The organism is Cohnella sp. AR92, from assembly GCF_003990975.1.
Classification (GTDB): Bacteria; Bacillota; Bacilli; order Paenibacillales; family Paenibacillaceae; genus Cohnella.
On the sequence record NZ_RZJR01000001.1, the window covers coordinates 385,946 to 411,022 of the forward strand.

At 60.2% G+C, this 25,077-nt stretch carries 23 protein-coding genes; 13 read left to right on the plus strand and 10 right to left on the minus strand.

All coding sequences use genetic code 11. From position 1 onward, the window contains the following. Nucleotides 1-18: 18 nt before the first annotated feature. The 4 genes from fumC to ELR57_RS01770 form a co-directional block, all read right to left on the minus strand. The gene (gene fumC, locus ELR57_RS01755) at nt 19-1,404 is read right to left on the minus strand and encodes a class II fumarate hydratase (protein WP_126956621.1); all 1,386 of its coding nucleotides are present in this window, start codon (nt 1,402-1,404) and stop codon (nt 19-21) included. A gap of 405 nt (nt 1,405-1,809) precedes the next feature. After that, nucleotides 1,810-3,648, minus strand: coding sequence for an ABC transporter ATP-binding protein (locus ELR57_RS01760; RefSeq protein ID WP_126956623.1), 1,839 nt, complete (start codon nt 3,646-3,648; stop codon nt 1,810-1,812). Next, nucleotides 3,641-5,386 carry an ABC transporter ATP-binding protein gene (locus ELR57_RS01765; protein WP_126956625.1) on the minus strand — a complete coding sequence of 582 codons (1,746 nt, stop codon included), beginning with the start codon at nt 5,384-5,386 and terminating at the stop codon, nt 3,641-3,643. The genes ELR57_RS01760 and ELR57_RS01765 overlap by 8 nt, the downstream gene beginning before the upstream one ends. Nucleotides 5,387-5,425: 39 nt before the next feature. Beyond that, nucleotides 5,426-5,833, minus strand: coding sequence for a MarR family winged helix-turn-helix transcriptional regulator (locus ELR57_RS01770; protein WP_126956895.1), 408 nt, complete (start codon nt 5,831-5,833; stop codon nt 5,426-5,428). A 230-nt stretch (nt 5,834-6,063) separates the two neighbouring features. Between ELR57_RS01770 and ELR57_RS01775 the strand changes: the two genes are divergently transcribed. Together ELR57_RS01775 and ELR57_RS01780 are read left to right on the plus strand one after the other, a co-directional pair. Continuing rightward, the gene (locus ELR57_RS01775; protein ID WP_126956627.1) at nt 6,064-7,074 is read left to right on the plus strand and encodes an aldose 1-epimerase; all 1,011 of its coding nucleotides are present in this window, start codon (nt 6,064-6,066) and stop codon (nt 7,072-7,074) included. Between the two features lie 187 nt (nt 7,075-7,261). Further along, nucleotides 7,262-9,271: a Na+/H+ antiporter gene (locus ELR57_RS01780; RefSeq protein WP_126956629.1), complete on the plus strand. Its 2,010-nt coding sequence runs from the start codon at nt 7,262-7,264 to the stop codon at nt 9,269-9,271. A gap of 80 nt (nt 9,272-9,351) precedes the next feature. On the opposite strand, the gene ELR57_RS01785 is transcribed toward ELR57_RS01780, so the two are convergent. From ELR57_RS01785 to ELR57_RS01795, 3 genes are all read right to left on the minus strand, one after another. Next, a complete protein-coding gene (locus ELR57_RS01785; RefSeq protein WP_126956630.1) occupies nt 9,352-10,620 on the minus strand; it encodes an ammonium transporter in 1,269 nt (422 codons plus the stop codon). A gap of 136 nt (nt 10,621-10,756) precedes the next feature. Continuing rightward, on the minus strand, nt 10,757-11,443 hold the full coding sequence (locus ELR57_RS01790) for a type 1 glutamine amidotransferase (RefSeq protein WP_126956632.1): 687 nt from the start codon (nt 11,441-11,443) through the stop codon (nt 10,757-10,759). Nucleotides 11,444-11,880: 437 nt separating this feature from the next. Continuing rightward, entirely contained in the window at nt 11,881-12,036 is a 156-nt protein-coding gene (locus ELR57_RS01795; protein WP_126956897.1) for a DUF1540 domain-containing protein, read from the minus strand. Nucleotides 12,037-12,171: 135 nt separating this feature from the next. Here ELR57_RS01795 and purT point away from each other — a divergent pair, with 135 nt between their 5' ends. Continuing rightward, complete coding sequence (purT, locus tag ELR57_RS01800) at nt 12,172-13,332, plus strand: formate-dependent phosphoribosylglycinamide formyltransferase (protein ID WP_126956634.1); 1,161 nt, start codon at nt 12,172-12,174, stop codon at nt 13,330-13,332. Between the two features lie 130 nt (nt 13,333-13,462). Continuing rightward, entirely contained in the window at nt 13,463-13,885 is a 423-nt protein-coding gene (locus tag ELR57_RS01805; protein ID WP_126956636.1) for an Rrf2 family transcriptional regulator, read from the plus strand. Nucleotides 13,886-13,980: 95 nt separating this feature from the next. On the opposite strand, the gene ELR57_RS01810 is transcribed toward ELR57_RS01805, so the two are convergent. Then, nucleotides 13,981-14,568, minus strand: a complete 588-nt coding sequence (locus ELR57_RS01810) for a hypothetical protein (RefSeq protein ID WP_126956638.1) — start codon at nt 14,566-14,568, stop codon at nt 13,981-13,983. Nucleotides 14,569-14,589: 21 nt separating this feature from the next. After that, complete coding sequence (locus ELR57_RS01815; protein ID WP_126956640.1) at nt 14,590-15,126, minus strand: hypothetical protein; 537 nt, start codon at nt 15,124-15,126, stop codon at nt 14,590-14,592. 165 nt (nt 15,127-15,291) lie between these two features. Here ELR57_RS01815 and ELR57_RS01820 point away from each other — a divergent pair, with 165 nt between their 5' ends. From ELR57_RS01820 to ELR57_RS01845, 6 genes are all read left to right on the plus strand, one after another. Next, on the plus strand, nt 15,292-15,795 hold the full coding sequence (locus ELR57_RS01820; protein WP_126956642.1) for a DUF6385 domain-containing protein: 504 nt from the start codon (nt 15,292-15,294) through the stop codon (nt 15,793-15,795). Nucleotides 15,796-15,846: 51 nt separating this feature from the next. Further along, on the plus strand, nt 15,847-16,638 hold the full coding sequence (locus ELR57_RS01825; protein WP_126956644.1) for a DUF6385 domain-containing protein: 792 nt from the start codon (nt 15,847-15,849) through the stop codon (nt 16,636-16,638). Nucleotides 16,639-16,847: 209 nt separating this feature from the next. After that, the gene (locus ELR57_RS01830) at nt 16,848-17,243 is read left to right on the plus strand and encodes a DUF4259 domain-containing protein (protein WP_126956646.1); all 396 of its coding nucleotides are present in this window, start codon (nt 16,848-16,850) and stop codon (nt 17,241-17,243) included. A 143-nt stretch (nt 17,244-17,386) separates the two neighbouring features. Continuing rightward, entirely contained in the window at nt 17,387-17,662 is a 276-nt protein-coding gene (locus ELR57_RS01835; RefSeq protein WP_126956648.1) for a hypothetical protein, read from the plus strand. 379 nt (nt 17,663-18,041) lie between these two features. After that, nucleotides 18,042-18,455, plus strand: a complete 414-nt coding sequence (locus ELR57_RS01840) for a DUF6157 family protein (protein ID WP_126956650.1) — start codon at nt 18,042-18,044, stop codon at nt 18,453-18,455. A 20-nt stretch (nt 18,456-18,475) separates the two neighbouring features. Further along, complete coding sequence (locus ELR57_RS01845) at nt 18,476-19,027, plus strand: nucleotidyltransferase family protein (RefSeq protein ID WP_126956652.1); 552 nt, start codon at nt 18,476-18,478, stop codon at nt 19,025-19,027. On the opposite strand, the gene ELR57_RS01850 is transcribed toward ELR57_RS01845, so the two are convergent. Further along, complete coding sequence (locus ELR57_RS01850) at nt 19,024-19,950, minus strand: AraC family transcriptional regulator (RefSeq protein WP_126956654.1); 927 nt, start codon at nt 19,948-19,950, stop codon at nt 19,024-19,026. The genes ELR57_RS01845 and ELR57_RS01850 overlap by 4 nt on opposite strands. Before the next feature lie 181 nt (nt 19,951-20,131). Here ELR57_RS01850 and ELR57_RS01855 point away from each other — a divergent pair, with 181 nt between their 5' ends. From ELR57_RS01855 to ELR57_RS01865, 3 genes are all read left to right on the plus strand, one after another. Further along, nucleotides 20,132-20,869 carry an SDR family oxidoreductase gene (locus ELR57_RS01855; RefSeq protein WP_126956656.1) on the plus strand — a complete coding sequence of 246 codons (738 nt, stop codon included), beginning with the start codon at nt 20,132-20,134 and terminating at the stop codon, nt 20,867-20,869. 173 nt (nt 20,870-21,042) lie between these two features. After that, the gene (locus ELR57_RS01860; RefSeq protein ID WP_126956658.1) at nt 21,043-23,268 is read left to right on the plus strand and encodes a glycosyltransferase; all 2,226 of its coding nucleotides are present in this window, start codon (nt 21,043-21,045) and stop codon (nt 23,266-23,268) included. Then, the gene (locus ELR57_RS01865; protein ID WP_158629896.1) at nt 23,261-25,075 is read left to right on the plus strand and encodes a glycosyltransferase; all 1,815 of its coding nucleotides are present in this window, start codon (nt 23,261-23,263) and stop codon (nt 25,073-25,075) included. Before ELR57_RS01860 ends, ELR57_RS01865 begins: the two co-directional genes overlap by 8 nt. The last annotated feature ends 2 nt before the right edge of the window (nt 25,076-25,077 follow it).

A 25,077-nucleotide genomic window follows, 5' to 3' on the forward strand; every position in this document is an offset into this window, starting at 1 on the left:
TGAGGAGAGGCTTGCCGCTCAGGCTTGCCCGATCATGTCCTCGGGGCGCACGTAATTATCGAATTGCTCCTCTGTCAGGAGGCCGGTCTGCAGGGCGGCTTCCTTCAAGGAAAGACCTTCCTTATGGGCGAGCTTGGCGATCTTGGCGGCGTTCTCGTAGCCGATATGCGGGTTCAGCGCCGTGACCAGCATGAGGGATTGCTCCAGATTGCGCCGGAGTATTTTCTCGTTCGGCTCGATCCCGACGGCGCAATGCTCGTTGAAGGAGCGGATCGCGTCGGCCAGCAAGCGGACGGATTGCAGGAAGTTGTGCAGGATGACCGGCTTGAACACGTTCAGCTCGAAGTTGCCTTGGCTGGCGGCGAAGCCGATGACCGCGTCGTTGCCCATGACCTGGCAGGCCACCATCGTCAGCGCCTCGCACTGGGTCGGGTTCACCTTGCCGGGCATGATCGAGCTTCCCGGCTCGTTCTCGGGGATGGTAATCTCCCCGATGCCGGAGCGCGGGCCGCTGGCGAGCCAGCGGACGTCGTTGGCGATCTTCATGAGATCGGCCGCGAGAGCCTTGAGCGCGCCATGGGCATAGACCATCTGGTCGTGGCTGGTCAGCGCATGGAACTTGTTCGACGAAGAGACGAAGGTGTGGCCCGTGTAGGCGCTCAGCTCCGCGGCCACTTCATCGCCGAAGGAAGCGGGGGCATTGATCCCGGTTCCGACCGCGGTGCCTCCGATCGCCAGCTCGGACAGCGATTTGACGCTTTCGAAGATCATGATGCTGGATCGATCGAGCATCGCCCACCAACCGCTGATCTCCTGCCCTAGAGACAAGGGAGTCGCATCTTGCAAGTGGGTGCGCCCGATCTTGACGATGCTCCGGAACTTCTCCATTTTCTCGCGGAACGTCTCCTTCAGCTCGTCGATGGCGGGAAGCAGCCGCTCCAGCACCGCGACCGTGCCTGCGATATGCATGGCTGTCGGGAAGGTGTCGTTCGAACTTTGGGAACGATTGACATCGTCGTTCGGATGGACCTTCAGCTCGCTCTCCGTCGCCTGCAGCCATTGGTTCGCGCGCCGGGCGAGCACCTCGTTCACGTTCATGTTGCTCTGGGTGCCGCTGCCGGTCTGCCAGACGACGAGCGGGAAGTGTTCGTCCCAGCGGCCTTCGTAGACTTCCTCCGCGGCCGCGATAATCGCATCCGCCTTCAGCGGGGCCAGCGCGCCGAGATTCCGGTTCACGCTTGCGGCCGCTTTCTTCAGAAGGGCGAACGCCCGTATCAGCTCGAGAGGCATCCGTTCCGTGCCGATGCGGAAGTGCCGGCGGCTGCGTTCCGTCTGCGCTCCCCACATGGCTTCGGCCGGAACCTGAATTTCTCCCATCGTGTCGTGCTCCGTACGGAATTCCATAGGCGGACCCGTCCTTTCGCGATTGGAATGATTCACCCCGATTGTACACCCAAACGGCGTTGCCGGGATGAATAAGATAACGTTATAGGGTTCCCTAACGATTCTTACCCATCCGGGAGGTTTTATTGCCGGGAATCGACGAGTGCTGAGAAAATTTTGTGCGAATGGCATTGTTTCGGGGGAGCAGGAGGGGGGAGAACTTGGGCAGAATTCGCCGTTCCCTATCCGGGAATCGCGATCTCTTCTCCTTCAGGCTGCCCCTGCTATCCTCCCGCACAGTTCCTGAGCGAAGGGGAGAAGCGGCCTAGCTGTCGTAAGGGCAGGCAAGGAGGAATGCGAACGGGGAATGCCGGCCGAATGAAAACGGGCGCCGTCGAGGCGCCCGCCGGGTATGCGGAGCTAGAGCTAGATCGCTTCGTTCGCGAACTGAGTCTTGTACAACCGCTCGTAGAAGCCATGCCCCGCAAGCAGTTCTTCGTGGGTTCCGCGCTCGACGATGCGCCCGCCGTCGATGACGAGGATCTGGTCGGCATGGCGGATCGTATTGAGCCGGTGGGCGATGACGAAGCTCGTGCGGCCCTTCATAAGCGTCTCCATCGCTTGCTGGATGTGCGCTTCCGTTCTCGTATCGACGCTGCTGGTCGCTTCGTCGAGGATCAGGATGGCCGGATCGGCGAGAATCGCCCGGGCAATCGTCAACAGCTGGCGTTGGCCTTGGCTCAGGTTGGCCCCGTCCGCGGTCAGCATCGTGTCGTAGCCCTGCGGCAGCTTGCGCACGAAGCCGTGGACGTTCGCCAGCTTCGCGGCGGCGGCGACTTCCTCGTCCGTCGCGTCCAGCCGGCCGTAACGGATGTTCTCCCGGATCGTGCCGGAGAACGTATACGCGTCCTGAAGCACGATGCCGAGCCGGCTTCTTAGGCTGTCCTTGGCCAGAACGCGAATATCCTCTCCGTCGATGGCGATGCTGCCCTGCCCGGGCTCGAGGTCATAGAAGCGGGTCAGCAGGTTGATGACCGTCGTCTTGCCTGCCCCGGTCGGCCCCACGAGGGCGATTACGTCGCCGGGCTTCGCCCGGAAGCTGATCTCACGAAGAACGGGCTTGTCGGACCGGTAAGCGAAGGAGACGTTATCGAAGACGACGGCTCCCGATACTTGCTCCACCGGCTTGCCCGGGGCGGATTCCGAGTATTCGATCTCGGCATCCATCAGCTCGAACACCCGCTCCGCTCCGGCGATGCCCGCTTGGATCAGGTTGTATTGGTTGGCGAGATCGTTGATCGGCGCGCTGAACAGCTTCGAGTAATTCAGGAAGCTGACGATGACGCCGACCGACGTCCACTGCTCGAAGGCCATCCAGCCGCCGACCGCGGCGATAAGAATGAACGTCATATGGCCCATAAGGTTCATGACGGGACCGATATAGCCGGACAAGGTCTGCGCTTTGACGGCCGACGTCCGCAAGGTGTCGTTCATCTCGGAGAATTGCTCGATCGCCTTCCCTTCTCTTCGAAGCGTCTTGACGACCTTCTGCCCCGAGAGCGTCTCCTCGATAAAGCCGTTCAGCCGGCCAAGGCTCGCCTGCTGCTCCGAGAAGTGCTTCTTCGTTCGGGAGGCGATCCTCTTGGACGCCCAGGAGACGAGAGGGATCGTGACGATGCAGACCAGTGTCAGCCATACGTTCAACGCGAACATCAGCGACAGGGAGCCGAAGAGGGTAATCGCGCTGGCAACGATCTGAATAAGGCTCTGGTTCAGCGTGGTCGAGACATTCTCGATATCGTTGGTGGCCCGGCTCATCAGATCGCCTTTGGCCGTTCGGTCGAAGAACGGAATGGGAAGCTTCTGAAGATGGCCGAACAGGTCCTCTCGCATGTCCCGGACCGTTCTCTGCGAGACGCCGGCCATCAGATGGGCTTGAAGCCAGGAAGCGATGCCGCTGCCTAAGTAGATCGCTCCAAGCAGCGCGCAGAGATGGAGCAGGCCGCTTCTGTCGTGCTCCAGAATGAAGCGGTCGATCGCCCGGCCGAGCAGATAGGGAGCCAGGAGGCCGAGCCCGGTCCCGATGACGGCGAACAGCAGCGTGCCGACGAGCCCGGCTCGTTGGTTCCGGAGATAGCGCCAGATTCTCGCGAGCGTCGCCCGGGTGTCGCGCGCGCGCAGCTTCGGAACGGGCAGGCCGCGAACGGGACCGCCCGTTCCTCCGGGGCCTGCGTCCGGAGCGGCAATGGGCCTTGCGTTAAGCATGGGAGGCTTCCTCCAATCCGAGCTGGGAATCGTAGATGTCGCGATAGACGTCGCTTGCGGCCATGAGCTCGTCGTGGCTGCCCTCGGCGACGATGCGTCCGTCCTCCAGCACGAGAATCCGGTCGGCGTCGGCGACGGAGGAGATCCGCTGGGCGATGATGAAGCAGGTGCACTGCGCCATTCTTGCTTTGAGAGCAGCCCGGATTCGGGCTTCCGTGCGAAGATCGACCGCGCTGGTGCTGTCGTCGAGAATCAGGATGTTCGGCTTCGCGAGCAGCGCCCGGGCGATGGAGATTCGCTGCTTCTGCCCTCCGGACAGGGTGATGCCGCGCTGCCCGATCTCGGTGTCGTAGCCCTCGGGGAACGACAGAATGAAGTCGTGCGCCTCCGCCGCTCTGGCGGCGGACTCGACCTCCTCCCGGGAAGCGTCCGGCCTGCCGTAACGGATGTTGTCTCGAATCGTTCCGCTGAAGAGCACCGCTTGCTGCAGCACGATCCCGACTTGTCCGCGCAGCTCCTCTTGAGACAGGCTCTTCACGTCGATTCCGTTCACGAGAACGGTGCCTTCCGTAGGATCGTAGAGACGGGGAAGCAGGTTCACCAGCGTACTCTTGCCGGCCCCGGTGGAGCCGAGAATACCGATGGTTTGACCGGGCTTCGCAATGAAGCTGATCTCCTTCAGGACCGGTTCTTCGCCTCCTTCCGCATAGCCGAACGAGACGCCGCGGAATTCCACCTGCCCGTACGGCGCCGCCTCGGGAGCAACAGGCATCCCTGCGGGGCTTTCCTCCATCGAAGCTTCCGCGGCGAGCACCTCGACGATCCGATCGGAGGACGCCTTCGCCCGGGAGATGTTCACCAGCGAATTGCCGAGATTGACCATCGCATTGAGCGTCTGCGTGACATAAGTCAAGAAGGCGGCAAGGCTGCCGATCGCGAGGCTGCCCTCCCAGGTCTGAGCTCCTCCCGCCCAGAGGATGCAGACGATGCTGGCGTTGAGCAGCAAGGTCATGACAGGGTTGTTGACGGCCAGCAGGCGGGCGGCTCGCAAGCCCGTCTCGTAATTCTCTTCATTCGCCTTCTTGAATCGGGCGCGTTCGAAGGCGGCGCGGACGAACGCCTTGACGACCCGTATTCCGCTGAGGTTCTCTTGCAGCACGGAGTTCACCCGATCAAGCTTCGCCTGCAGGGTCCGATAGAGCGGGATGGACTTGCTGAGCAGCGCATAGAGAAAAACGAAAAAGAGCGGAAGCGTCACCGCGAAGATAAGCGACAGCTTCGGGCTGATCAGGAAGGCCATCGCGATGCTTCCGAAGAACAGCAGGCCGCTGCGGATCAGCATCCGCAGGATAATCTGGACGAGCATCTGAACCTGCATCACGTCGTTGGTCAGCCGGGTCACGAGAGTGCCTCCGGAGAAGCGGTCCAGCTCGCGGAAGGCGAACGTTTGAACCTTGCGGAACAGGGCGTTGCGCAGATCGGTTCCGAAGCCGACGGAGGCCCGGATGGCAAAGTAGGTGCAGCCCATGCCGCCCAGCAAGCCGCCGATCGCGGCAAGAATCATCCAGATGCCGGTCAGGCCGATGTGGCCGAGGTCGTTCTTCATCACCCCGTCGTTCACGATGCTGGCCATAAAGCGCGGCTGTAGCAGGTCCATGACGACTTCCAGAGCCATCAGCAGAGGAGCCGCGATAGCGGCAGCGCGATAAGGCTTCAGATAACGAAGCAGCTTAGTCATCAAACCTCTCCTTAAATCATTAGTCGGCTAACTTATTCTTCAATCCTCGGGCGCCCAGCTTGTCAGATTATCCATCATCTGCAGCAGAAACCGCCGAAGAAGCAGCTTTTCTTCCGGCAAGAAGCCCTCGAAGGAGCGGGCCTCTACCTCGTTTATCGCGTGCCTGACCGCTTCGGCGGCCTCGCGGCCTTTGTCGGTGAGGCGGACTCTCGTCACTCGTTGGTCCTTCTCGTCGGCCGCGCGGCGGATCAGCCCGGTTTTCTCCATCCTCTGCAGCATGACCGTCAGGGTTGCGGGCTTCACGCCCTTGCTCTCCGCCAGCTCGCGCTGGCTGAGGCCGTCCGCGTCGGAGAGCCGCAAGAGAAGAGGCGGCTGGCCGGGATAGACCTCATATGCCCGAATCAGCCGGTCGACATGGGCCCGATGGTCCTTCAGCACGTGGCGCATGAGATGGGTAAGGTTCTGTTCCGAACGCAATGGCTAAATCCTCCTAGCGAGACCTGAATATAGTTAGATAGCTAACTATAATATACGAGAGGCGAATTCCCCTGTCAAAACCAAAAGGAACGCCTTTAGGGTCCAGAGGACGCCGCGGGCGTTTTTGCTTGCGAGCAAATATGGTATGCTAGTGAATAGTTGAGCAAATTGGACTTTTTTCTTAAATCGAGGAGGATCCCATGTCAACGGTTATTCGCGCTTATGAAGGCACTTTTCATGATGAACAAGCCATCTGGCTTCAAGCCGGTTCTTACGAGGCGGCCGTGCTTCCGGCAATCGGAGCGAACCTGATCGCATTCCGCGATACGAGCCGCCGGTACGCGATCCTGCGGGAGCCGGGCGAAGCGGAGATGGACGCTTTCCGGGCGAACCCCGGCATTCACGGAATTCCGGTGCTGTTCCCGCCGAACCGCTATGATGCGGGCAAGTTCCCTTGGGAAGGCACGACTTATCAATTGCCCGTGAACGAGAAGGAACGCGGCAACCATCTCCACGGCTTCGTCCATACGATTCCTTGGAAGGTCGAGCGTTACGGAGCGGACGAAGCGGAGAGCCGAGTCACGCTGTCCCTTACGGTAGCGGAAGGCCATCCGATCTATGAGCAATACCCGTTCGAGTTCACGCTGACCCTGGAATACACGCTGAGCGAAGAAGGACTGCGGCAGCGCGTAAGCGTTCGCAACGACGGGCCGAAGCGGCTCCCTTGCCTGCTGGCGTTCCATACGGCGATCAACGCGCCGTTCGCGCCGTCCAGCCGGACGTCGGACGTAAGCTTCAAGCTGACGATAGGCGACCGTTGGGAGATGGGGGCGGACGGCCGAATGCTGCCGACCGGGCGGTTCCAGCCGCTGTCGGAAGGCGAGAAGAAGATGCGGGAGGGCACGCAGTCCCCGTTCTTCGAGTCGATGGACAACCACTATACCGCCAGAACCCAGAACGGCCGCAATTATATGGAGCTGACCGATTCCCGCGAGGGAGCGAAGCTCGTCTACGACGTCGGCACCGGCTACAAAATGTGGATGATCTGGAACAACGCCATGCAAGGAGGCTTCTTCTGTCCGGAGCCTCAGATCAATCTGGTCAACGCTCCTAACGTCGATCTGCCCGCGGAAGAGATCGGGCTGATCGGACTCGAGCAAGGCGAGGTCTGGGAAGAGACCAGCCGCCTGTATATCATCAACAACGCATAAGCAAGGATAAAGAAACGGAGACCGGATGCCGCTTGGCCGCATCCGGTTTCCGTTTCTTTTGCGGTTCGTAAGGCATGGGCGTCCGGTGCATAGAAATGCCTTCCATTTGCCCATAATGACCATCGATCGGATCGCGGCTATGGAAGGCCGTCCCTGCAGTCCGCCATCAAGAAAGGCTGGTTAACGAATGGAATTATTTCTTCTTATTCTCGGGCTTCTGACTCTGATCGCCGTATCGAACGTGCTCAGCCGCATCGTTCCCGCGGTTCCGGTTCCGCTCTTCCAGATTGCGCTCGGCGCGCTGCTGGCGCTCCTGCCGATCGGAATCGAGCTGGAGCTAGAGCCGGAGCTCTTCTTTGTGCTGTTCGTCGCTCCGCTGCTCTTCAACGACGGAAGGAGGACGCCGAGGGACGAGCTCTGGAAGCTGAGGGGCTGGATACTCCTGCTTGCGGTAGGGCTTGTCTTCGTGACCGTGTTCATCGGCGGCTACGGCATTCACTGGATGCTTCCTTCCATCCCGCTGTCCGCGGCGTTCGCTCTCGCGGCGATTCTCTCGCCTACCGACGCGGTGGCGGTCGGGGCGCTGTCGGGCCGAATCAAGCTTCCGAAGGGTATTCTTCACTTGCTGGAAGGCGAAGCGCTCATGAACGACGCTTCCGGTCTGGTCGCCTTCAAATTCGCGGTTGCCGCGACGGTGACGGGGGCCTTCTCGCTGCTGAACGCTTCCTGGAGCTTCGTCGTCATCGCGCTCGGAGGCGTCCTGGTCGGCATCGTTCTCTCGTTGGCATTCATCGCCCTCCGGTCGTTCTTGAGAAGGCTCGGGATCGAAGACGCTACCATGCACATGCTCATCCAGATCCTGACTCCTTTCGTGATCTATATCATCGCGGAAGAGATCGGCGTATCCGGCGTTCTCGGCGTCGTCGCCGGAGGCATTTTCCATGCGATCGCGAAGGATCGCCTGGAGCCGTACGCTACGAAGCTGCAGATCGTCTCCTCCAGCACGTGGTCCGTTATCCTGTTTATCCTGAACGGCCTCGTCTTCCTCATTCTCGGCTTGCAGATTCCCCATGTCACCGAAATCATCTGGGAGGATCCGAAGTTCGACAACGCTCAGGCGATCGGTTACGTCCTGATCATTACTTTCGCGCTGTACGTGCTCCGATTCCTCTGGGTCTATCTCTTCTCGACTCTTGAGGGGATCGGAACCAAGAAGATTCGGTTCAAGTCGGCGGTGTTGACGACGCTGTCCGGCGTGCGCGGGGCGGTGACGCTGGCAGGCGCCTTCTCCATTCCTCTCGTGCTGGACGACGGCAGCGCTTTTCCCGAACGGGATCTGATCATCTTCCTCTCCGCCGGAGTCATCCTTGTGACTCTTCTGACAGCCAGCATAGCGCTTCCGCTGATCTCCAGGAAGTCGGATCCGGGAGAGGAAGAGGACGCGCATCTCTCCGAGAACGAAGCGCAGATCCGCATTCTGGAGATGGCCGTTCGCTCGCTAAAGGACGAGATCAACGACGACAATCGCGGCGTGATCATGGCCGTGCTAGGCGACTATGGGCAGAAGCTTCGCCAGATCCGCTCCAATCCCGGCTACAAGGAACACCGCGCCTGGAAGTCGGCCGTTAGGGACAAGTGGATGCTGGCCATTCGGACGGAGCGAGAAGAAGCGGCTCGTCTGCTCGAGCGCGGCGAGATCTCGAACGAGACGGCAAGCCGGTTCGATCTGATTCTCGAGAGAACGGAAGCGATCCTGGCCAACCGGGGGCAGGCGATGGTTCAATCGTTCCGGATGGCATCGCGGCGGATCTGGAGGATAATGTCCCGCAGCAAGGAGAGAAGGTGGACCGAAGCCGACATCTCCGAACTGAGGGAGCTTCGCGCGAAGACTTCCAAGGCGGCCGTCATCAAGCTTCAGGCAGCCATCTCGAACGAAGACGACAAGAGAGCCTGCTCGGCGGTTATCCAGCACTATCAGGAAGGAATTCGTCGCGCTTCCGAGAGGTTGAGCCCGGTCGAGAAGAGCGAGGAGTTCCAACGGGACAAAAGAGAGTGGGAGCGCAGGGCCATCCAGATGGAACGGGAAGCGCTGCAAACCCTCTATGCGAACGGAGAAGTGACGCTCGGTATGATGAACGGCCTGAGGTTCTTCATCAGCACGATGGAAGCCGCCGTCTCGGAAGAAGACATGCAATAAGCCCGCAATCGGCAAGAAAGAGCAGCCCCGCGTTTCCGGCGGAGCTGCTCTTTCTCTTTTGTATGCTTGCCCAGCCGGACTTATGCTTGGCTGCTCGCTTGGTTCAACTGCTCCGGATAGCCGTACGAGCCGTGCTCGCTGATGTCCAGGCCCATGATTTCTTGCTCCTCGGTGACGCGAAGGCCGATCGTCTTCTTGATGGCGAACAGGATGACGTAGGAGACGACGAAGGCGAACAGCCCGCAGACCGCGACGCCGAGCGCTTGGATGCCGAATTGATGCCAGCCGCCCCCGTAGAAGAGCCCTTCGCGGCCGACGCCGACTTGCTCGGCCAGCTCTTTGGTGGCGAAGAAACCTGTCGAGAGCGTGCCCCAGATCCCGGCCAAACCGTGAGCGGAGATGGCGGAGATCGGATCGTCGATTCGGAGCTTGTCTACCAAGCGCATTCCGGCGAAGACGAGCACGCCGGCGATCAGGCCGATGACGAGGGCCGCCCAGGATTCGACGAAGGCGCAGGAGGCGGTGATGGCGACCAGGCCGGCGAGAGCGCCGTTCAGCATGACGGGGATATCCGCCTTGCCGGTCACCGCCCAGGCGACGAGCAGAGCCGCGATGGCGCCGCCGGCGGCGCCGAGCTGCGTATTGATCGCGATGAAGCCGAAGAAGCTGCCGTCGCCGGCGGTGATGGAACTGCCAGCGTTAAAGCCGAACCAGCCGATCCATAGGATCATGACGCCGAGGGTCGTATATACTTGGTTGTGGCCGGGAATCTCGTTCGACACGCCTTTCTTGCCGAACTTGCCGATACGCGGCTTCAGTAGGAGGGTGGCGGCGAGAGCGGCCATGGCGCCCGTCAGGTGAACGACCGTGGAGCCTGCGAAGTCTTGGTCGCCGTGCTCGGAGAGCCAGCCGCCGCCCCAGATCCAGTGGGCGATGACCGGATAGATGATCGCCGAGAACAGAACCGCGAAGATCAGGTAAGCGGACAGCTTGGCTCTCTCCGCGAAGCCGCCGAAGGCGACCGACATCGAGATCGTCGCGAATGCGAGCTGGAAGAGGAACATGACGGTCGGAGCGACGCTCGCTCCTTCCGGAACGGCAAGGACGTCGAAGCCGAAGTAGTCGCCCCAGCCGAGGAAGCCGTTGCCGTCTCCGCCGAAGATGAACGCGTAGCCGACCGCCCAGAAGACGACGGAGGTGATGCCGATCGTGAAGATGGTCTTGCCGGCGATGTGGCCGGCGTTCTTCATTCGGGTGGAGCCGGCTTCCAGCAGGATGAAGCCGCATTGCATGAAGAGAACGAGAATGGCGCCCAGCGTGGTCCAGACGGAATTGATTCCTATTTCCATAAGTGTTGCCTCCCATGGTGAGTGTGTGAGTGTGTGTGCTGCCTAACCGCGAGTAGCGGGCCGAAAGTCCGCCTGTCCTAATCTTGCGATAGGGAGAGGCCCTCTTGAGCTTGAGAAACGCCATGCTATTGGGCGATCAGGCGGTCTCGAAGCGGTCGAGGATTCCCCGGAGGTACCCGTGCGAGTCGGCCACCCGATTCCACTGCGCTTGGATCTGCTCTCCCGATTGAATGAAGGGGGCTTCAACCAGTTCGCTTCGCCAGCGGTCGAGCATGGTCTCGGCGCAGGAGCGGGTTGTCTCGAGGTGGAATTGTAGGCCCAGAATCCGGGGGCCGCAGGCGAAGGCCTGGTTCCGGCATGCCTCCGAGGAGGCGAGGGGCAGGGCGTTGCCGGGAAGCTCGAAGGCATCCCCATGCCATTGGTAAGAGTAAAACCGTTCCGGCATCCCGTCGAACAAGGGATGCTCGTTGCCGGTTCTCCGCAGCGGATGGAAACCGAGTTCCTTGTGCTTGTTCCGGAACACGGTTCCTCCCAGCGCCTCCGCGAGAAGCTGTCCGCCGAGACAGATGCCAAGGATTTTCTTGTCCGCGTCGATCGCTTCCCGTAGGAATCGCTTTTCCCGGACCAGCCAAGGATGGAGCTCCTCCTCGTAGACGCTCATCGGACCTCCCATAATAATGAGCAGATCGAACGATTCCATGTCAGGTAATCTGTCTTCATTGGTGGGATTGACGATCGTAAAGGAATGCCCCCTGGAGCGCGACCATTCCGTAATGGCGCTCTCGTCATCGAAGCTGAAATGCTTCAGAATAGCGATTCTCATGGTGATTCCCTCCGCAATCCGTGGTCTATCCTTCGCATTGAATATGGGTTCTTTAAGAATGATTATGTCCGTAATTCTATCAATGATATTATTTGATGTCAACATATATAACATTAAAATACAGAGAATCTAACGTCAAAGCTTTGGTGAATTTCGATAGTTTTTGGGAACGAACCGTATTTCGCAGAGTTTCGAGAACAGGTGAAAAGCGAGCCTCCGTTCGGAGAGATGAACGTCCGGCGATCGGGAGAAGATGGGGGCGCGAGGGTTGGCGGAAGGAAGCGTTTGACGCGGAGAGAATCGGCAAATAAAAAATCTCGCCAAATAGTGATAATTGTTCTCACCGGCGGCAATAATGATGGATGGAGACGGTCAACGCACAAGAGCGGCCCTCGCCGGACCGCTCTTGCCCATTCGCGTTATAGGGCAAAGCCGAATTACACCTTCGGTTCGAACGTCTTGCAGTCGGTTTCTTCCGAGTTGCGAGCTTGGTTGCCGCGATTGCTGACTACATAAATAGAGGTTGCCGCGCAGTGATTGCCGGCTGCCCAGTACTTGCAAGAATTCACTTCGCAAAGCACGTCCTTAGCCATCGTCATTCACCTCCCATCCTTCCTAGGATGGGTGATTCCCATGCGCTTCATACCTGCAAGCCATCTCGCCTGCGATTTGGCTTCTTTGGTGTATAATGGACCTATTCGATTAATCGCAGGGGGTTAAACGCACGCATGTTCCAAACAACCAGATTGATGCTTCTCGGATCCGGGGAGCTTGGCAAGGAAGTTCTTATCGAGGCTCAGCGCCTTGGCGTCGAGACGATCGCGGTGGATCGTTATGAAGGAGCTCCGGCGATGCATGTCGCGGACCGGAGCTATGTGATCGATATGCTGGACAAGCAGGCTCTGCGGGAATTGGTGGAGCGCGAGAAGCCGGATCTGATCGTACCGGAGATCGAGGCGATCGCGACGGCGGAGCTGGAGAAGCTGGAGGAGGAAGGCTACCGCGTCATTCCGACGGCGAGAGCGGCCCGTCTCACGATGGACCGCGAGGGCATTCGCCGACTGGCCGCGGAGACGCTTGGCCTGCCGACGGCGCAGTATCGATTCGCCGATGACTATGAACAGTTCGAAGCCGCCGCTCGCGAGATGGGATTCCCTTGCGTCGTGAAGCCGCTGATGAGCTCTTCGGGCAAAGGGCAGAGCGTCTGCCGTTCCGAAGAGGAGCTCGAACGGAGTTGGCGGATCGCGATGGAAGGCGGCCGCGTGCAGCAAGGGCGCGTGATCGTGGAAGAGTTCATTCGCTTCGATTCCGAGATTACGCTGCTGACGGTTCGTTCGGCGAACGGAACGCAGTTCTGCGCTCCGATCGGCCACATTCAGCAGGATGGGGACTATATCGAATCCTGGCAGCCCCATCGGATGACCGACGCCCAGCTGGAAGAAGCGAAGCGGATTGCAAAGGTCATTACGGACGAGCTGGGCGGAGCGGGCATCTTCGGGGTCGAGCTGTTCCTCTCGGCCGACAAGGTGTACTTCAGCGAAGTGTCGCCGCGCCCTCACGACACGGGCCTGGTCACCTTGGCGAGCCAGAACCTGTCGGAGTTCGCGCTGCATGCCCGGGCGATTCTCGGCCTGCCGATACCGGAGATCAAGCTGACGTCCCCGGGAGCGAGCCGGCCGCTCAAAGCGGAAGCCGAGTGGTCCAGCTACCGTCTTCTCGGGGCGGAGGAGGCTCTCGCTCTCCCGGACACGCAGCTGAGGATCTTCGGCAAGCCGGTAACGAAAGCCGGGCGCCGGATGGCCGTGGCGCTCGCCGCCGCGGATACGGTCGAAGCGGCAAGGGAACGCGCGACGGAAGCGCTTGGCAAGCTGAAGCTGGAAGGACGATAAGGCGAGGACTTGGAGCGCGGCGTTCGCGGCCGAGGCCATTGGCGCATCCGATCCGCGGGGCTTTATTCCATTGACAGCTTCGACTTGCTGTAACTATACTGAGTACACCTAATGGGAAGGAGGGTCCCCTATGGCGATAAGCAGCCGGTTCTCCGTGGCGGCGCATATTCTGACTTTGATTCACCAGAACGAGGGCAACCGGATTACTTCGGAGTATATCGCGTCGAGCGTCAATACGAATCCCGTGGTCATCCGCCGGATTCTCGGCATGCTGAGCAAGGCGGGGCTCGTCCGGACGAACGCCGGGGTGGCGGGCGCGACTCTGGTGCGGCCGTTAAGCGAGATCACGATGCTTGACGTGTACCGGGCCGTGCTCCCCGATCAGGAGGAGTTGTTCTCGATGCACGAGCACCCGAACCCGGCTTGTCCGGTCGGGAGGAATATCCAGTCCTCGCTCGACCATGTCTTCGTCAGCGCTCAGCGGGCGTTGGAGGCGGAGCTCGACCGGGTGACGATGGAGCAGGTCAGCCTAGAGGTTGCGGGCAAGGCATAACCATATACAAGGTAAAACATAAGCGTCCTTAAGCTTCTATCCATGCGCGAGTTGTTGGCGCAAGAAGCCGGGGACGCTTTTTTTATGCTGTTAGCTTAGGCTTCCCACCACATGAGATTGACCTTGGCGATCATGGTGACCGCGATCAGGCTGACCGTCCCTTGAGCCTGCAGCTCGATGGTTTGCCCAGGAGGGACGATAAACTGTCCGTTAAGGGGCAAGGAGCAGCTATTGCTCTGCAGCAGGGGCAATTGCATGGCGACGCTTCCTCCGCTGACCGCCGCGGTCGCCGTCTGGATCGTCGCAACGCTGGTGCCGTTGCTGCCCAATCTCAGGTTCGTTGCGCTCGCCGTCGTCGGCGAGCTAAGCGCGGCTCCCCTGGTGATCTGCGCGACGCCGGTGAAGCTGGAGATCAGGGTGAGTCCGACATCGATTCCGCCCAGCATGGCGGAAGCATAGACATTCTTGCCGCTGCCGGCCGGATTGGAGATCTGCAGCACCGCGAAGCCGCTCCCTCCGACCGCTCCGAGCAGCACGCTGTTCGTGAAGGAGCAAGCGAAGGCGGCTCCGCTCGTCGCGGCCCCGGCCGAAACGGGAACGGCGATCCCTGGAGAACGGAACGTATTCGCCATTCGAATGGAGATGGGCTGGGACTTGGAGTCGAGAACGGTAAAGTTGGTCATGCGGGAGTCACCGTCCGTATCTCAGTATTCCCACCAGATGATCTGGATGGAGCCGGTATTGGCGCCCGGACCAAGGGCGACGGTCAACGTATGATTGGCGGGAACGACGATTCCGCCTTCGAAGTCGAAGGAGTACAAGCCGGCGGCGAAAGGAATGCTTGCGAGGGTGGTGGGCGTTCCCCCCAGCGTTCCCGATAGCTGCTTGGTTGTCATGGTGCTGGTGCTCGAGCTTCCGAAGAAGGTGTTGAACGGAGTCGGGGTCGTTCCGCCCGTGATGGTCCCTCCAGAATAAAGCGTGAAGGTGGAGGCCGCTGTGGCTCCGCCGAAGATGCGAGATACATACATGCTCTTCGTATTCCCCGACCCGTTCGCGACTTGAAGCAACAGGCTGTTGCCGCCGCCCGACCAGGTCGTATTGTTGGTTGTCAGAAGGTAAAGCGAGCTGGATTTGGCAGCGTCGTAGTCCGGAGACCCTTCGACGGCCGGCGAAGAGAACGTGTTGACGGATTGGGTATACAAGGGACTGTTGGACTTGTTGAACACGCTGTAATTCGTCATGGAGACTCCTCCCCTCTGAAGAATGCGTCCTGCCATTGTATGTCCGAGGAGGCCGAACCTGCTTGTGCCGGTAACGATCCGCCGCTTTAAAAGGCAGATGCCGTGCCAGGGAATCCGAAGGGCTCATAAGTTGTCGCAACGGCGATACAAGAGGAGGATGGCGGCATGCGTCGATCGGGCAAAAGAGCGTTGCAGGGCGCCATTCCTTCGCTTCGATGCGCATGCCGCCGGGGGAAAAAGGCGGTCCATTCCCGTGCGAATACGGCTTGCAGGAAGATCCGGCCGACCGGCTGCAGCGTACGATGCCGTCGGAGAAGAAGGAGTTTCGAACGCCGACGCAGATCCAATGTCGTTTATACCCAATGCAAGACGCTGGGGAGGGCAACGAGCGATGACTTCGCTTACTTGGCGCCTATCGATACCTCCCGTCAGACGCAGTATTCGTTCGGCATCGTAAACAAAGGGGACAATCCGATCGTCGTCAGGCTCGAGATCAGCCCCAACGCCGTCGATTACGCGTTGGATACGGAGGAACTCGTAGGGGGAGGGCGAACGGCAGCGATCGTTCCGATCCGCTACTTGCGCTTCACCCGTCTCGGGATCCGTTCGCAGGCGCCGGGACGAGACAGCGTAGTCGATATCTACTACCAAGCGCAAAGCTCGGGTTAGCGGAGCCCCATTCGAATGCATGGCGATCATTGAAGGAGGGAGGGCGGCACATTGCCTAACTTTTCCGTATTCAACACCAACCCGGACTATTTGCGCACGTTAATCTTCGGACATGACAGCAGCGGGGTCAGCCATGCGGCCGCGGTCAATTCCAGCGGCCAGCTCCTCACCGTCATCATGGACGGAACGCTTAGCAACATTAATATCTCCGGCGTTACCGTCACGTCGGGAACGCTGACGAACATCCTGAACGGCACCATTACGAGCGTTCTAGGGGCCACGATCACGGCAGGCACGCTGACGAACCTGCTTAACGGTACGATCACGAGCGTACTTGGAGCCACGATTACGGCAGGCACGCTGACGAACCTGCTTAACGGTACGATCACGAGCGTACTTGGGGCCACGATTACGGCAGGCACGCTGACGAACCTGCTCAACGGTACGATCACGAGTGTATTGGGAGCGACGATCACGGCCGGTACGCTCAGCAGCGTGACCTCGATCTCGCAGAAGAGCTTTCAAGAGAGCGCGTCGACCAACCTGAACACGGCCGACGCGTTCACGGCTCTTCCCGCGGTGACGACCAGCGTGCTGGGCACCTATTCCTTCTTTGTCTACAACAAAGGCCCCGGAACGAACAAAGCGGACGCGCGGGTGGAAGTAAGCGCGAACGGCACCAATTGGTTCGACGACGTGGACACGATTACCGGCATCGCGGCCGGTTCGGTGGACGTTCTCGTGCCGAAGACCTTCCTCAAGTACACGCGCCTGGCCTACCGATCGAGCGCGGCGGGCAGCTCGGCGACGATCGACGTGTACTTCAACGCGCAAGGAACATAAGGGCGGCATGAAGAGCGCGGGAGAACCGCGCTTTTTTTTTTGTCGTTTCCGTAAGACAACCGGATTAAGGGCGGGCCGCTCCTTGGGCGCGGGCAGGCAAGGGCCGAGATGCTTCGAAGGAGATAAGAGATGGGACGGCGAATAATTAAAACAGTTAATGAGATGGAATACATTGGCGTTGCATATCCAATAGACGAGGATGGTCATCAATGGGAGCATGGGGACACGGCAACTTCGACAACGATACGGTTCTGGACTGGCTGGCGGATCTCGAGGAGACGGAAGATCTGAGCTTGATCGAAGAGGCGATCGAATTGGCGCTGGACGGAGATTCGGAGCTGGACGCGGATACGGCATCTATCGCCATCGGAGCCGCCGAGGTGCTGGCCGCCTTGCAGAATAAGCCGGGAGCGGACTATGAAGACGAAGAGCTTGAGGAATGGATCGCGAAGCACAAGGGAGAAGGCCGGCATCTGTTGGCCTCCGCCCGTAAGGCGCTGGAGAGGATAGCGGAGGAATCCGAACTCAAGGAATTATGGGAGGAAAGCGAGCACTTCGAGGAGTGGCTGGGCGCGGTCAAAGAGCTGGCTGGAAGGATCGGATGAGGTTATAGAATGGTATTCCGCAGGTTCTATAACATCGCCGGCGCTTTGACGGTTCTGATCCTCTATTGCATGTTTGCGTATCCGCTCATTCACGATCTTGCTTACCGAGACACCAGCGATTCGTATGATCGGAACGAGAGTTTATGAGGGCGCTACTGGCATTGCTGCTTGTCCTGCTTGCGTTATCGGGCTGCGCTTCCGAACCTGGCTCCGGCACAACCGAGACGACTCGAACGGTCAAAGAGAAATACGAGCAGGGCGGAGCCTATTATTTGTCCGTAACCGGTCCTTCCGATTCCATCGTGCAGGTCGAGATCCGGGAGCAAGAGGTTTGGGAGGAGATCAAGACAGGCGAAACCGTTACTTTTGATCGAGATTGGCATGTCGTGAGGATCGAGGGGCGGGAAATCTCGGGATGATTGTGCTTGTCTTTATCGGGGTCGCGACGTTATATCTCACGTTGTTAAATTTTAAGAGGCTTAATAAGAGGCTTAATAGATTTAATGCCAAATTCATGGCGAATAAGAGATTCAGAGCAGCGGTCGCCACGTGCCTAGTCATAGCTTATCCCTATGGCTTGTTCGCGTACATCAAGGATTTCGATCTCGAGGAGTTCAAGGAAGATTCGATTCCTGCGCTCGCGATCTTCGTAACCGCTCTGCTTATCCAATTGGTTGCCGGATTAAAGCGAAGGAAGAGCAGGCGGGGGCGAAGGTAAGATGACGTGCCGGATGCTCTCGATCGTTGCGTTTGGTGTAATCTTCAGGAGGTAAAAATAAGAGAAGGAGGGTGAGCGAGATGAAAGACATGAACCACTACAACCTGTTCGTCGAGGTGGCGGAGGATTGCCCGGCGTTCGCGGCGGAGATTCCGAAGGCCAAAGGCGACGCCAAGTCCGTTCCGGTTCTTCAATTCGAGATGATCGGGCGCCATCCCTACGAATTTAGCCAAGAGGACGTGCTGTTCGAGGTGTTCGCGGTGCGCAACGGCATTCCGGAAGAGCGGAAGCCGGCGGAGCGGGAGAAGTTTTTCTCCAGAGGGCAGCCCTGCCTTCGCACCTCTTCTCTAGGCAAGCGATATGGTTGGGGAATTCATCACGACGAGAGAGGCAAGGTGGCGCTCTATCCCGTCGAATCGGAGGAATACCGGAAGCTGGCGAACGACCCTAGTCTAAAGCATACGAAAGCCATGCGCTCAAGTCGGGCGACTTAAGGATGTGAGCTTTTAACCCGATGAACTATTTATCCGATCTCCTCGAGATTCTGTCAGCCGAGAAGCGGCTTCGGCGGGATCTCGAACTCGTCCAAGCCTTGAACCTTCCCGATTGGTGCATCGCCGCCGGCTATGTGCGCAACTTGGTCTGGGACCGCTTGCATGGATTCGCGGGGCGTACGCCGCTGGAAGACGTCGACGTTCTGATCTACGACCGTTCCGACGTAACGGAAGATGCGGAGAAGAAGCTGGAAGAGCGGTTGAGGAGGATCTCGCCGCAGGACAAGTGGTCCGTCAAAAACCAAGCCCGGATGCATATCCGCAACAACGAGTCCGAGTACGTATCGATCGAAGACGCGATGAAGAGGTGGCCGGAGACCGCGACGGCGGTCGGAGTCCGGCTCGATCCCGAGGGAGGCCTCCGAATCATCGCGCCGCACGGGCTGGAGGATCTGTTCGAGCTGAAGCTGCGGCCAAGCTCGTTCTGCCCCGACAAGGAAATGTTCCTCGGTAGAGTTCGCAACAAGCGTTGGCTTACGACGTGGCCTCGGCTAACTTTGGTAGACTCCTAAACCGAATGTTCCGCAGATTCCCGCAGCTCCCGAACGTCCCGCGTCGGGGGCTGCCCGTACATGCGCGCGTATTCCCGGCTGAACTGGGAGGGACTCTCGTAGCCGACCCGGAAGGCGGCATCGGACACTTGGGCGGTCTCCGTCAGAATCAGTCTTCTCGCTTCCTGCAGGCGCACCGTCTTCTGATATTGCAGCGGACTCATCGCCGTCACGCGTTTAAAATGCTTGTGGAACGCCGACGTGCTCATATTCACGGATTCGGCCAGCCGGTCCACCGCGAGAGGTCGGTCATAATGGCGGTTAATCAGCCGGATCGCCTGAGAGATGTTGTGGGCCTGGCTGCCGGTTACCCCAAAGTGGTGCAGGAGCGTGCTTTGGTTGCCCTGCATGACCCGATACAGAATTTCGCGAACCAACAGCGGCGCAAGAACCGGAATATCGGATGGCGAATCGAGCAGCTGCAGCAGCCGCACGAGGGCGTCGAGCAGCTCGGGAGAAGGCCGATTGACGGAGATGCCGCGGCCGGCTTCCGACGGTTGGCTGCCCAGGCGGTTCATCTTCTTGGCGAGGTCCAGGATGACGTCGGCATCGAAGCTCAGCTTCAAGGAGAGATAAGGCGTCTCCGGCGAAGCCTCGACGATTCGGCCGAGAATCGGGAGCTCGACGGAGGTAACCAGGTAAGTCGAAGGATCATACCGGTAGATCTCGTCGGCGAGGGCGGCGGTCTTCGCTCCTTGGGCCACGACGCATATAGACGGCTTGTAGACAGACTCCAACGGTTCCGAGGGCTTCGCGGCATGCATCAGCGCCAGGGACGGAACCGCCGTTGGATGAGTTCCGCTTGTCGGGGCATGGCGTCGAATAAGCGATGCCAGTTGACTCAAACGGTTCTCCATCCCCGCGGATTCGTTCTTTTCTTCCATTCGATCTAGCTCCCTTCCGCACTCCTTTTCCCCTACTATATCGGTATCGAAGAGAATTAGGCAAGGATCGTACAGCTTTGATCTAACGGGTCCGATGCTTCTCTCCTTACAATAAGGATGCAAGGTTGAGCGCGGCGGATCGCCGATCGGCCGACATCGGATAACAAAGGAGAGAGCGCAAATGAGCATCAGAGGAAAAGTCGCCATCGTAACGGGGGCATCGAGAGGAATCGGTCGTCAGATTGCCATTCAGCTGGCGCAAGCGGGGGCGAAGATCGTCGTTAATTATTCCTCGAACCGGGAGAAGGCGGAGGAAGTCGTGAAGACGATCGGGCAAGCGGGAAGCGAGGCGGCCGCCATTCGCGCCGACGTGGGCCGCGTAAGCGAGATCGAAGCCTTGTTCGCGGAGACGCTGGAACGATTCGGACGCGTGGACATTCTGGTCAACAATGCCGGCATCATGGAGAACGCGGCGATCGGGGAAGCGACGGAAGAATTCTTCGACCGAAACTTCAACGTCAACGTCAAAGGAACCTTCTTCTCGTGTCAGCAAGCGATGAAGCATATGGGGGCCGGCGGAACGATCGTGAACTTCTCGACGTCCGTGGCCGGAGCCATGCTTCCGACTTACAGCGTTTACGCCGCGACGAAGGGCGCCGTCGAGCAATTGACCCGTCAACTGGCGAAGGAGTTCGGCCCGAAGGGGATCACGATCAATTGCGTCGCGCCGGGACAGGTATCGACGGAGCTGTTCTTGAACGGCAAGTCGGAGGAGATTGTCGACTCGTACCGCCGCATGAACGCTTTCGGCCGTCTTGGCGAACCCGAGGATATCGCGAACGCGATCGAGCTGCTCGTCAGCGACAAAGCGCGTTGGATAACGGGACAGACGATTCGCGTAAACGGGGGCTTCAACTGACGTTCATAGGCTTAACCAACGTACGAGGGACGATCGGACGCGCTTCAAGCGCGGAGGCGGTCGTCCTTTTCTGTGTCCATTCCAGGATGGCGATCATAGCCGGGCCATAGGCACCACTAGCGTATGGATGTCATAAGGTACATGAAGTCTTCGCGGAGACGGCGTGTGCCTTTATGGCGCTTGTTGTCGTTGTACGGGAACGGGGGGGAGCGATGGGAGGCAGGCTCGGTGTCCATCTGATCGTCCGCAACGAGGAGAACCGCCTTCCGCGCTGTTTGGACAGCGTGCAAGGGCTGGCGGACGAGATCATTGTCGTCGATACGGGCTCGACGGACCGGACGGTGGAGTTGGCCCGGTCGAGAGGGGCCGTCGTGAAGGCGGCGCCATGGACGGACAGCTTCGCGGACGCTCGCAACGCGGGGCTTCCGCTGGCGTCGACCGAATGGATTCTTGTTCTGGATGCCGACGAGTCGGTGGAAGGCGGAGCGGATCTGCTGGCGGAGGCGCTGGACCGGGCGGACCCTCAAACGAACGCTTTCCGGGTAAAGATGACTCACCGGATCGGGGATCGGGCCGAGGACGCCGTCGTCAGCGAAGCGGTCCGCCTATTCCGAGCGGGACGGGGCTTCCGCTATGAAGGGCGAATTCATGAGCAACTGCTGGTTCCCGGACCGGACGGAAGCTGGGAATGCCCGGCGGGCGAGAACAGTCCGCTCCGGCTTATTCATACGGGGTATCTTCCCGGGGAACTGTCCCGCAAAGAGACGGCGCAGCGCAATCGCCGGCTGCTCATGCTGGAGCTGGGGGAGAAGCCGGGCGATCCGTTCCTGCTCTACAATCTCGGCGTCTCCTACTGTCAGTCCGGCGAGCTGGCGGAAGCGGAGCGGGCTTTCGTCGAAGCCCTAAGCAAGGCGCCGGAGAAGGCGCCGTACCGGGCGACTCTTGTTCGCGACACGGTTAAGCTGTGGCTCGCGGGCTCGGAACGGAACGGGGAACGGGGAACGGAACGGCGAGGGAGGAACGGAAAAGGAGAGGCGGAATGGCAAAGGCGGAATAGCGGGTCGGGAGGGCAGCGTCGAATGTATCCGGATAAAGCGCCGGACAAGGTGAGCGACTTGGAGCGGGAGCGAGCGCGCGAGCTTGCGCGAGAACGGGCGATGGGGCTGCTTCAAGCGGAGCTTCCGCGATATTCCGATTATGCGGAGCTTCATCATTTGTTGGGAGAATGCCTGGAGGAGGAGGGTTTGCTGGGCGAAGCCTTCGATTCGTTCGCGAAGGCCTGTGAATGCGGCGGGGGAGAGACGGGGGATTACGTCGCGGAGCTCGGGGCGGGCCGCTTCGTTTCCCGCGCTTCGCAAGCTCGAATGGCGCTGCGGCTTGGCGCTCCTCAGCTGGCGGAGGAGCTCTATCGGGCCGCGCTTGCGGAGTGTCCGTCATATCGGCCTGCCGTATCGGGCTGGGCGGAGGCGTTGTCTGCGATCGGGGTTCCCGATCGAGACCTCCGCGAGCTTCTTCTCGCCCGAATCGGCTCGGAAGGATCGGCGGCCGATAGGCTTCTTGTTGCGCGGGCGCTCGTTCGCTGCGGAGCGGACGAAGAAGCGATCGGACTGCTGCGGGAGCTTGGGGCGGAGGAATTGCCGGCCAGTCTCATCCGGGCGGGGCGGTATCGGGAGGCGATGGAACGTCTCCGGGAGCAAGAGAACGCCGGGGGGCATCTCCCCGCTCTCGTTCAAGCGGATGCGGCAATCGCTTGCTGGGCGGAGGGAGTCGCTCCATCGGAGGAGCTGCTGCGCGGACTTCCCCGGGACATGCGGGACGATGCGGCGGCACTTACCGCCGCTTTGCTCGGCGCGAATCCGGAGAACTCGGATCTCCGGGGCCCTGGGGGCCTTCTGGATCTTCGGGATCTCCGGGATCGCGCGCTGCCTGCGCGTATAATGGAACGGATGCTGGAGCTTCGCCTTCCCCGGCTGGCAGAGAAGTTAGCCGAACGGATTCCGAACGGAGAGCAAACGCTGGCGGCCTCTTTATATCGCCATGGATATGCACTCAGGGCAGCGGACCGCTTCATACGGCTGATGAGCGCAGGGCAACTGGACGAAGAGGGCTGTTTCCAGCTAGCGGAGATTCTGTGCGAGAGAGGGCATTATGCCTCGGCGGCGGCTTTGTTCGAACGGGCCGCGGAGAAGAAAGGCGCTTGGCGGGAGGCGCGCTGGGGAGCGGCCTTCTGCTATCTCCAACTGGCGAGGCAGACGGCGGCGGAAGGGGCGGAACGCTTCCCGGAAGCGGAAGGGCTCCGAAGCGACCTGGTCAAGATCGATCAGGCAATCGGCGAGCTTAACCGCATCGAATGGCGTACCTCGAGACTGCCGGCTGCGCGGAGGAATTCCCATGCTTGAACGGGCAAGGACGATCACCCTATGCATGATCGTGAAGAACGAGGAGCTGCAGCTGCCCCGCTGCTTGGACAGCGTGCAGGGAATCGTGCGCGAGATCGTCGTCGTCGATACGGGCTCGACGGACGAGACGGCGGCGATCGCCCGCCGATATGGGGCTAAGGTAATCGAAGCGCCATGGAAAGGAGACTTCGCGGCCGCGCGGAATGAAGGGGTTCGCGAAGCGCGGGGGGACTGGATTCTGTTCCTCGACGCGGATGAGGCTCTGGATGCCGAGAAGGGACCCCGACTGCTCGAGCTGGTTCAGCACGACGAGTACGAGGGGTTTTTCCTGCAGATCCACAACTATGTGGGAGACGGCTCGCAGGGAGCGACGATCAACCCGGTGCTGCGGCTGTTCCGCCGCCGTCCGGAGCATCTGTTCGAGGGCCGAATCCACGAGCAGATCGCCGCGGCGATCCTTCGCCGTCAGCCTGGAGCGGCGTTCCACCTGACGGACGTTCCGATCCATCATTACGGCTATCGGCAGGAATGGGTTGTCGCCAAGGACAAGATTAGGCGCAATGCGGAGCTGCTGGAGGAGGCACTGCGCGACGAGCCGAACAATGCGTTCTACTGGTACAACATCGGAGTCGAGTATCTCCGGATGAATCGGGCCGGGGACGCGTTGGATTCGTTCCGCAGAGCAAAGGGGCTGATGGATTCCGATGCGCTCAGCTATGCCCATCTTCTCTGCAAGTACGAGGTCCGCTGCCTACAGGCGATGGGCCGATGGGAGCAGGCGCTGGAGCGGCTCGGGGAGGCGGAGCGGCAGTTCCCGGAATACACGGACCTGCTGCAATACCGGGCCGCTTGCGAGCTTGCGCTTGGCCGAAGGGAGGACGCGAGACGCTCGCTGGCCAAAGCGATGAATCTGGGTCCTCCGCCGGCTCTCTATCATACCGAGGAAGGGATCGGCACGTACCGGACGGCCTACGCTCTGGGATTGCTCAACGAAGAAGAAGGCGAGATCGAGGAAGCGCTGAACTGGTACGTGGAGGCGATCCGCGGCAAGCCGAGCCTCACGCCTCCTCTATACCGGAGCTTTCTTCTGATGCGGCTCTCCGGCAGAGAACGCCGAATCGGCGATTGGATCCGCAGCCGTCTGCGGGAGCAGTCGCCCGACGCCTTCCTCAAGCTGCTCGGCATTCTGCTGCGCTGCCGCTGCGGTCTTGCCGTTCTCGAGCTGTTGAAGCGCCCGGAGGGCAGGCGTCTGCCGAGATCTCTTCGTCTCGAGACGGAGACGGAAGCCCGGCTTCAGCTTGGAGAGCTGACAGGCGCGATGAGGCTGCTGAAGCCGCATGGAACGGAAGGGCGTCCGGAGCTGCTGGAGCAGTTGGAGTGGCTTGAGCGGGTTGAAGCGACGGGAAGCGGCCGGAAAATGGAGGCGGGACGTTCGGGAGGCTGGCGGAGCCCGCTTGTCCGTTACTTGGCGGGAAGCGGGATGGAGGACATCGGAGAGGCTCCGTGGCGTCAGCTGCAGCGACTGCTGGAGGCGGCTTGGGCGTCGGGGCGCCGAGCAGCGTTCGCGGCCCTTCTGGAGAGATGGGACGCGCTTCTTCAGCATGGACTCCCTGTGAAGGGGGCTTCGCGGGGGAAAGCGTCCGAAGGGACGGAAGCTCTTGTGCGCAGCCTGTCTTCGATTGCGGATCGGCATCTGGCCGTGCTACGCAAGGGAGCGGCAAGCAAGGAAGGCGCAGCCTTGTTGCCCATGGAGAGAAAGCTGCTGTCCATTCGCCTGAAGCTGCCGGCAGAGGACGGATTCCGATAGGA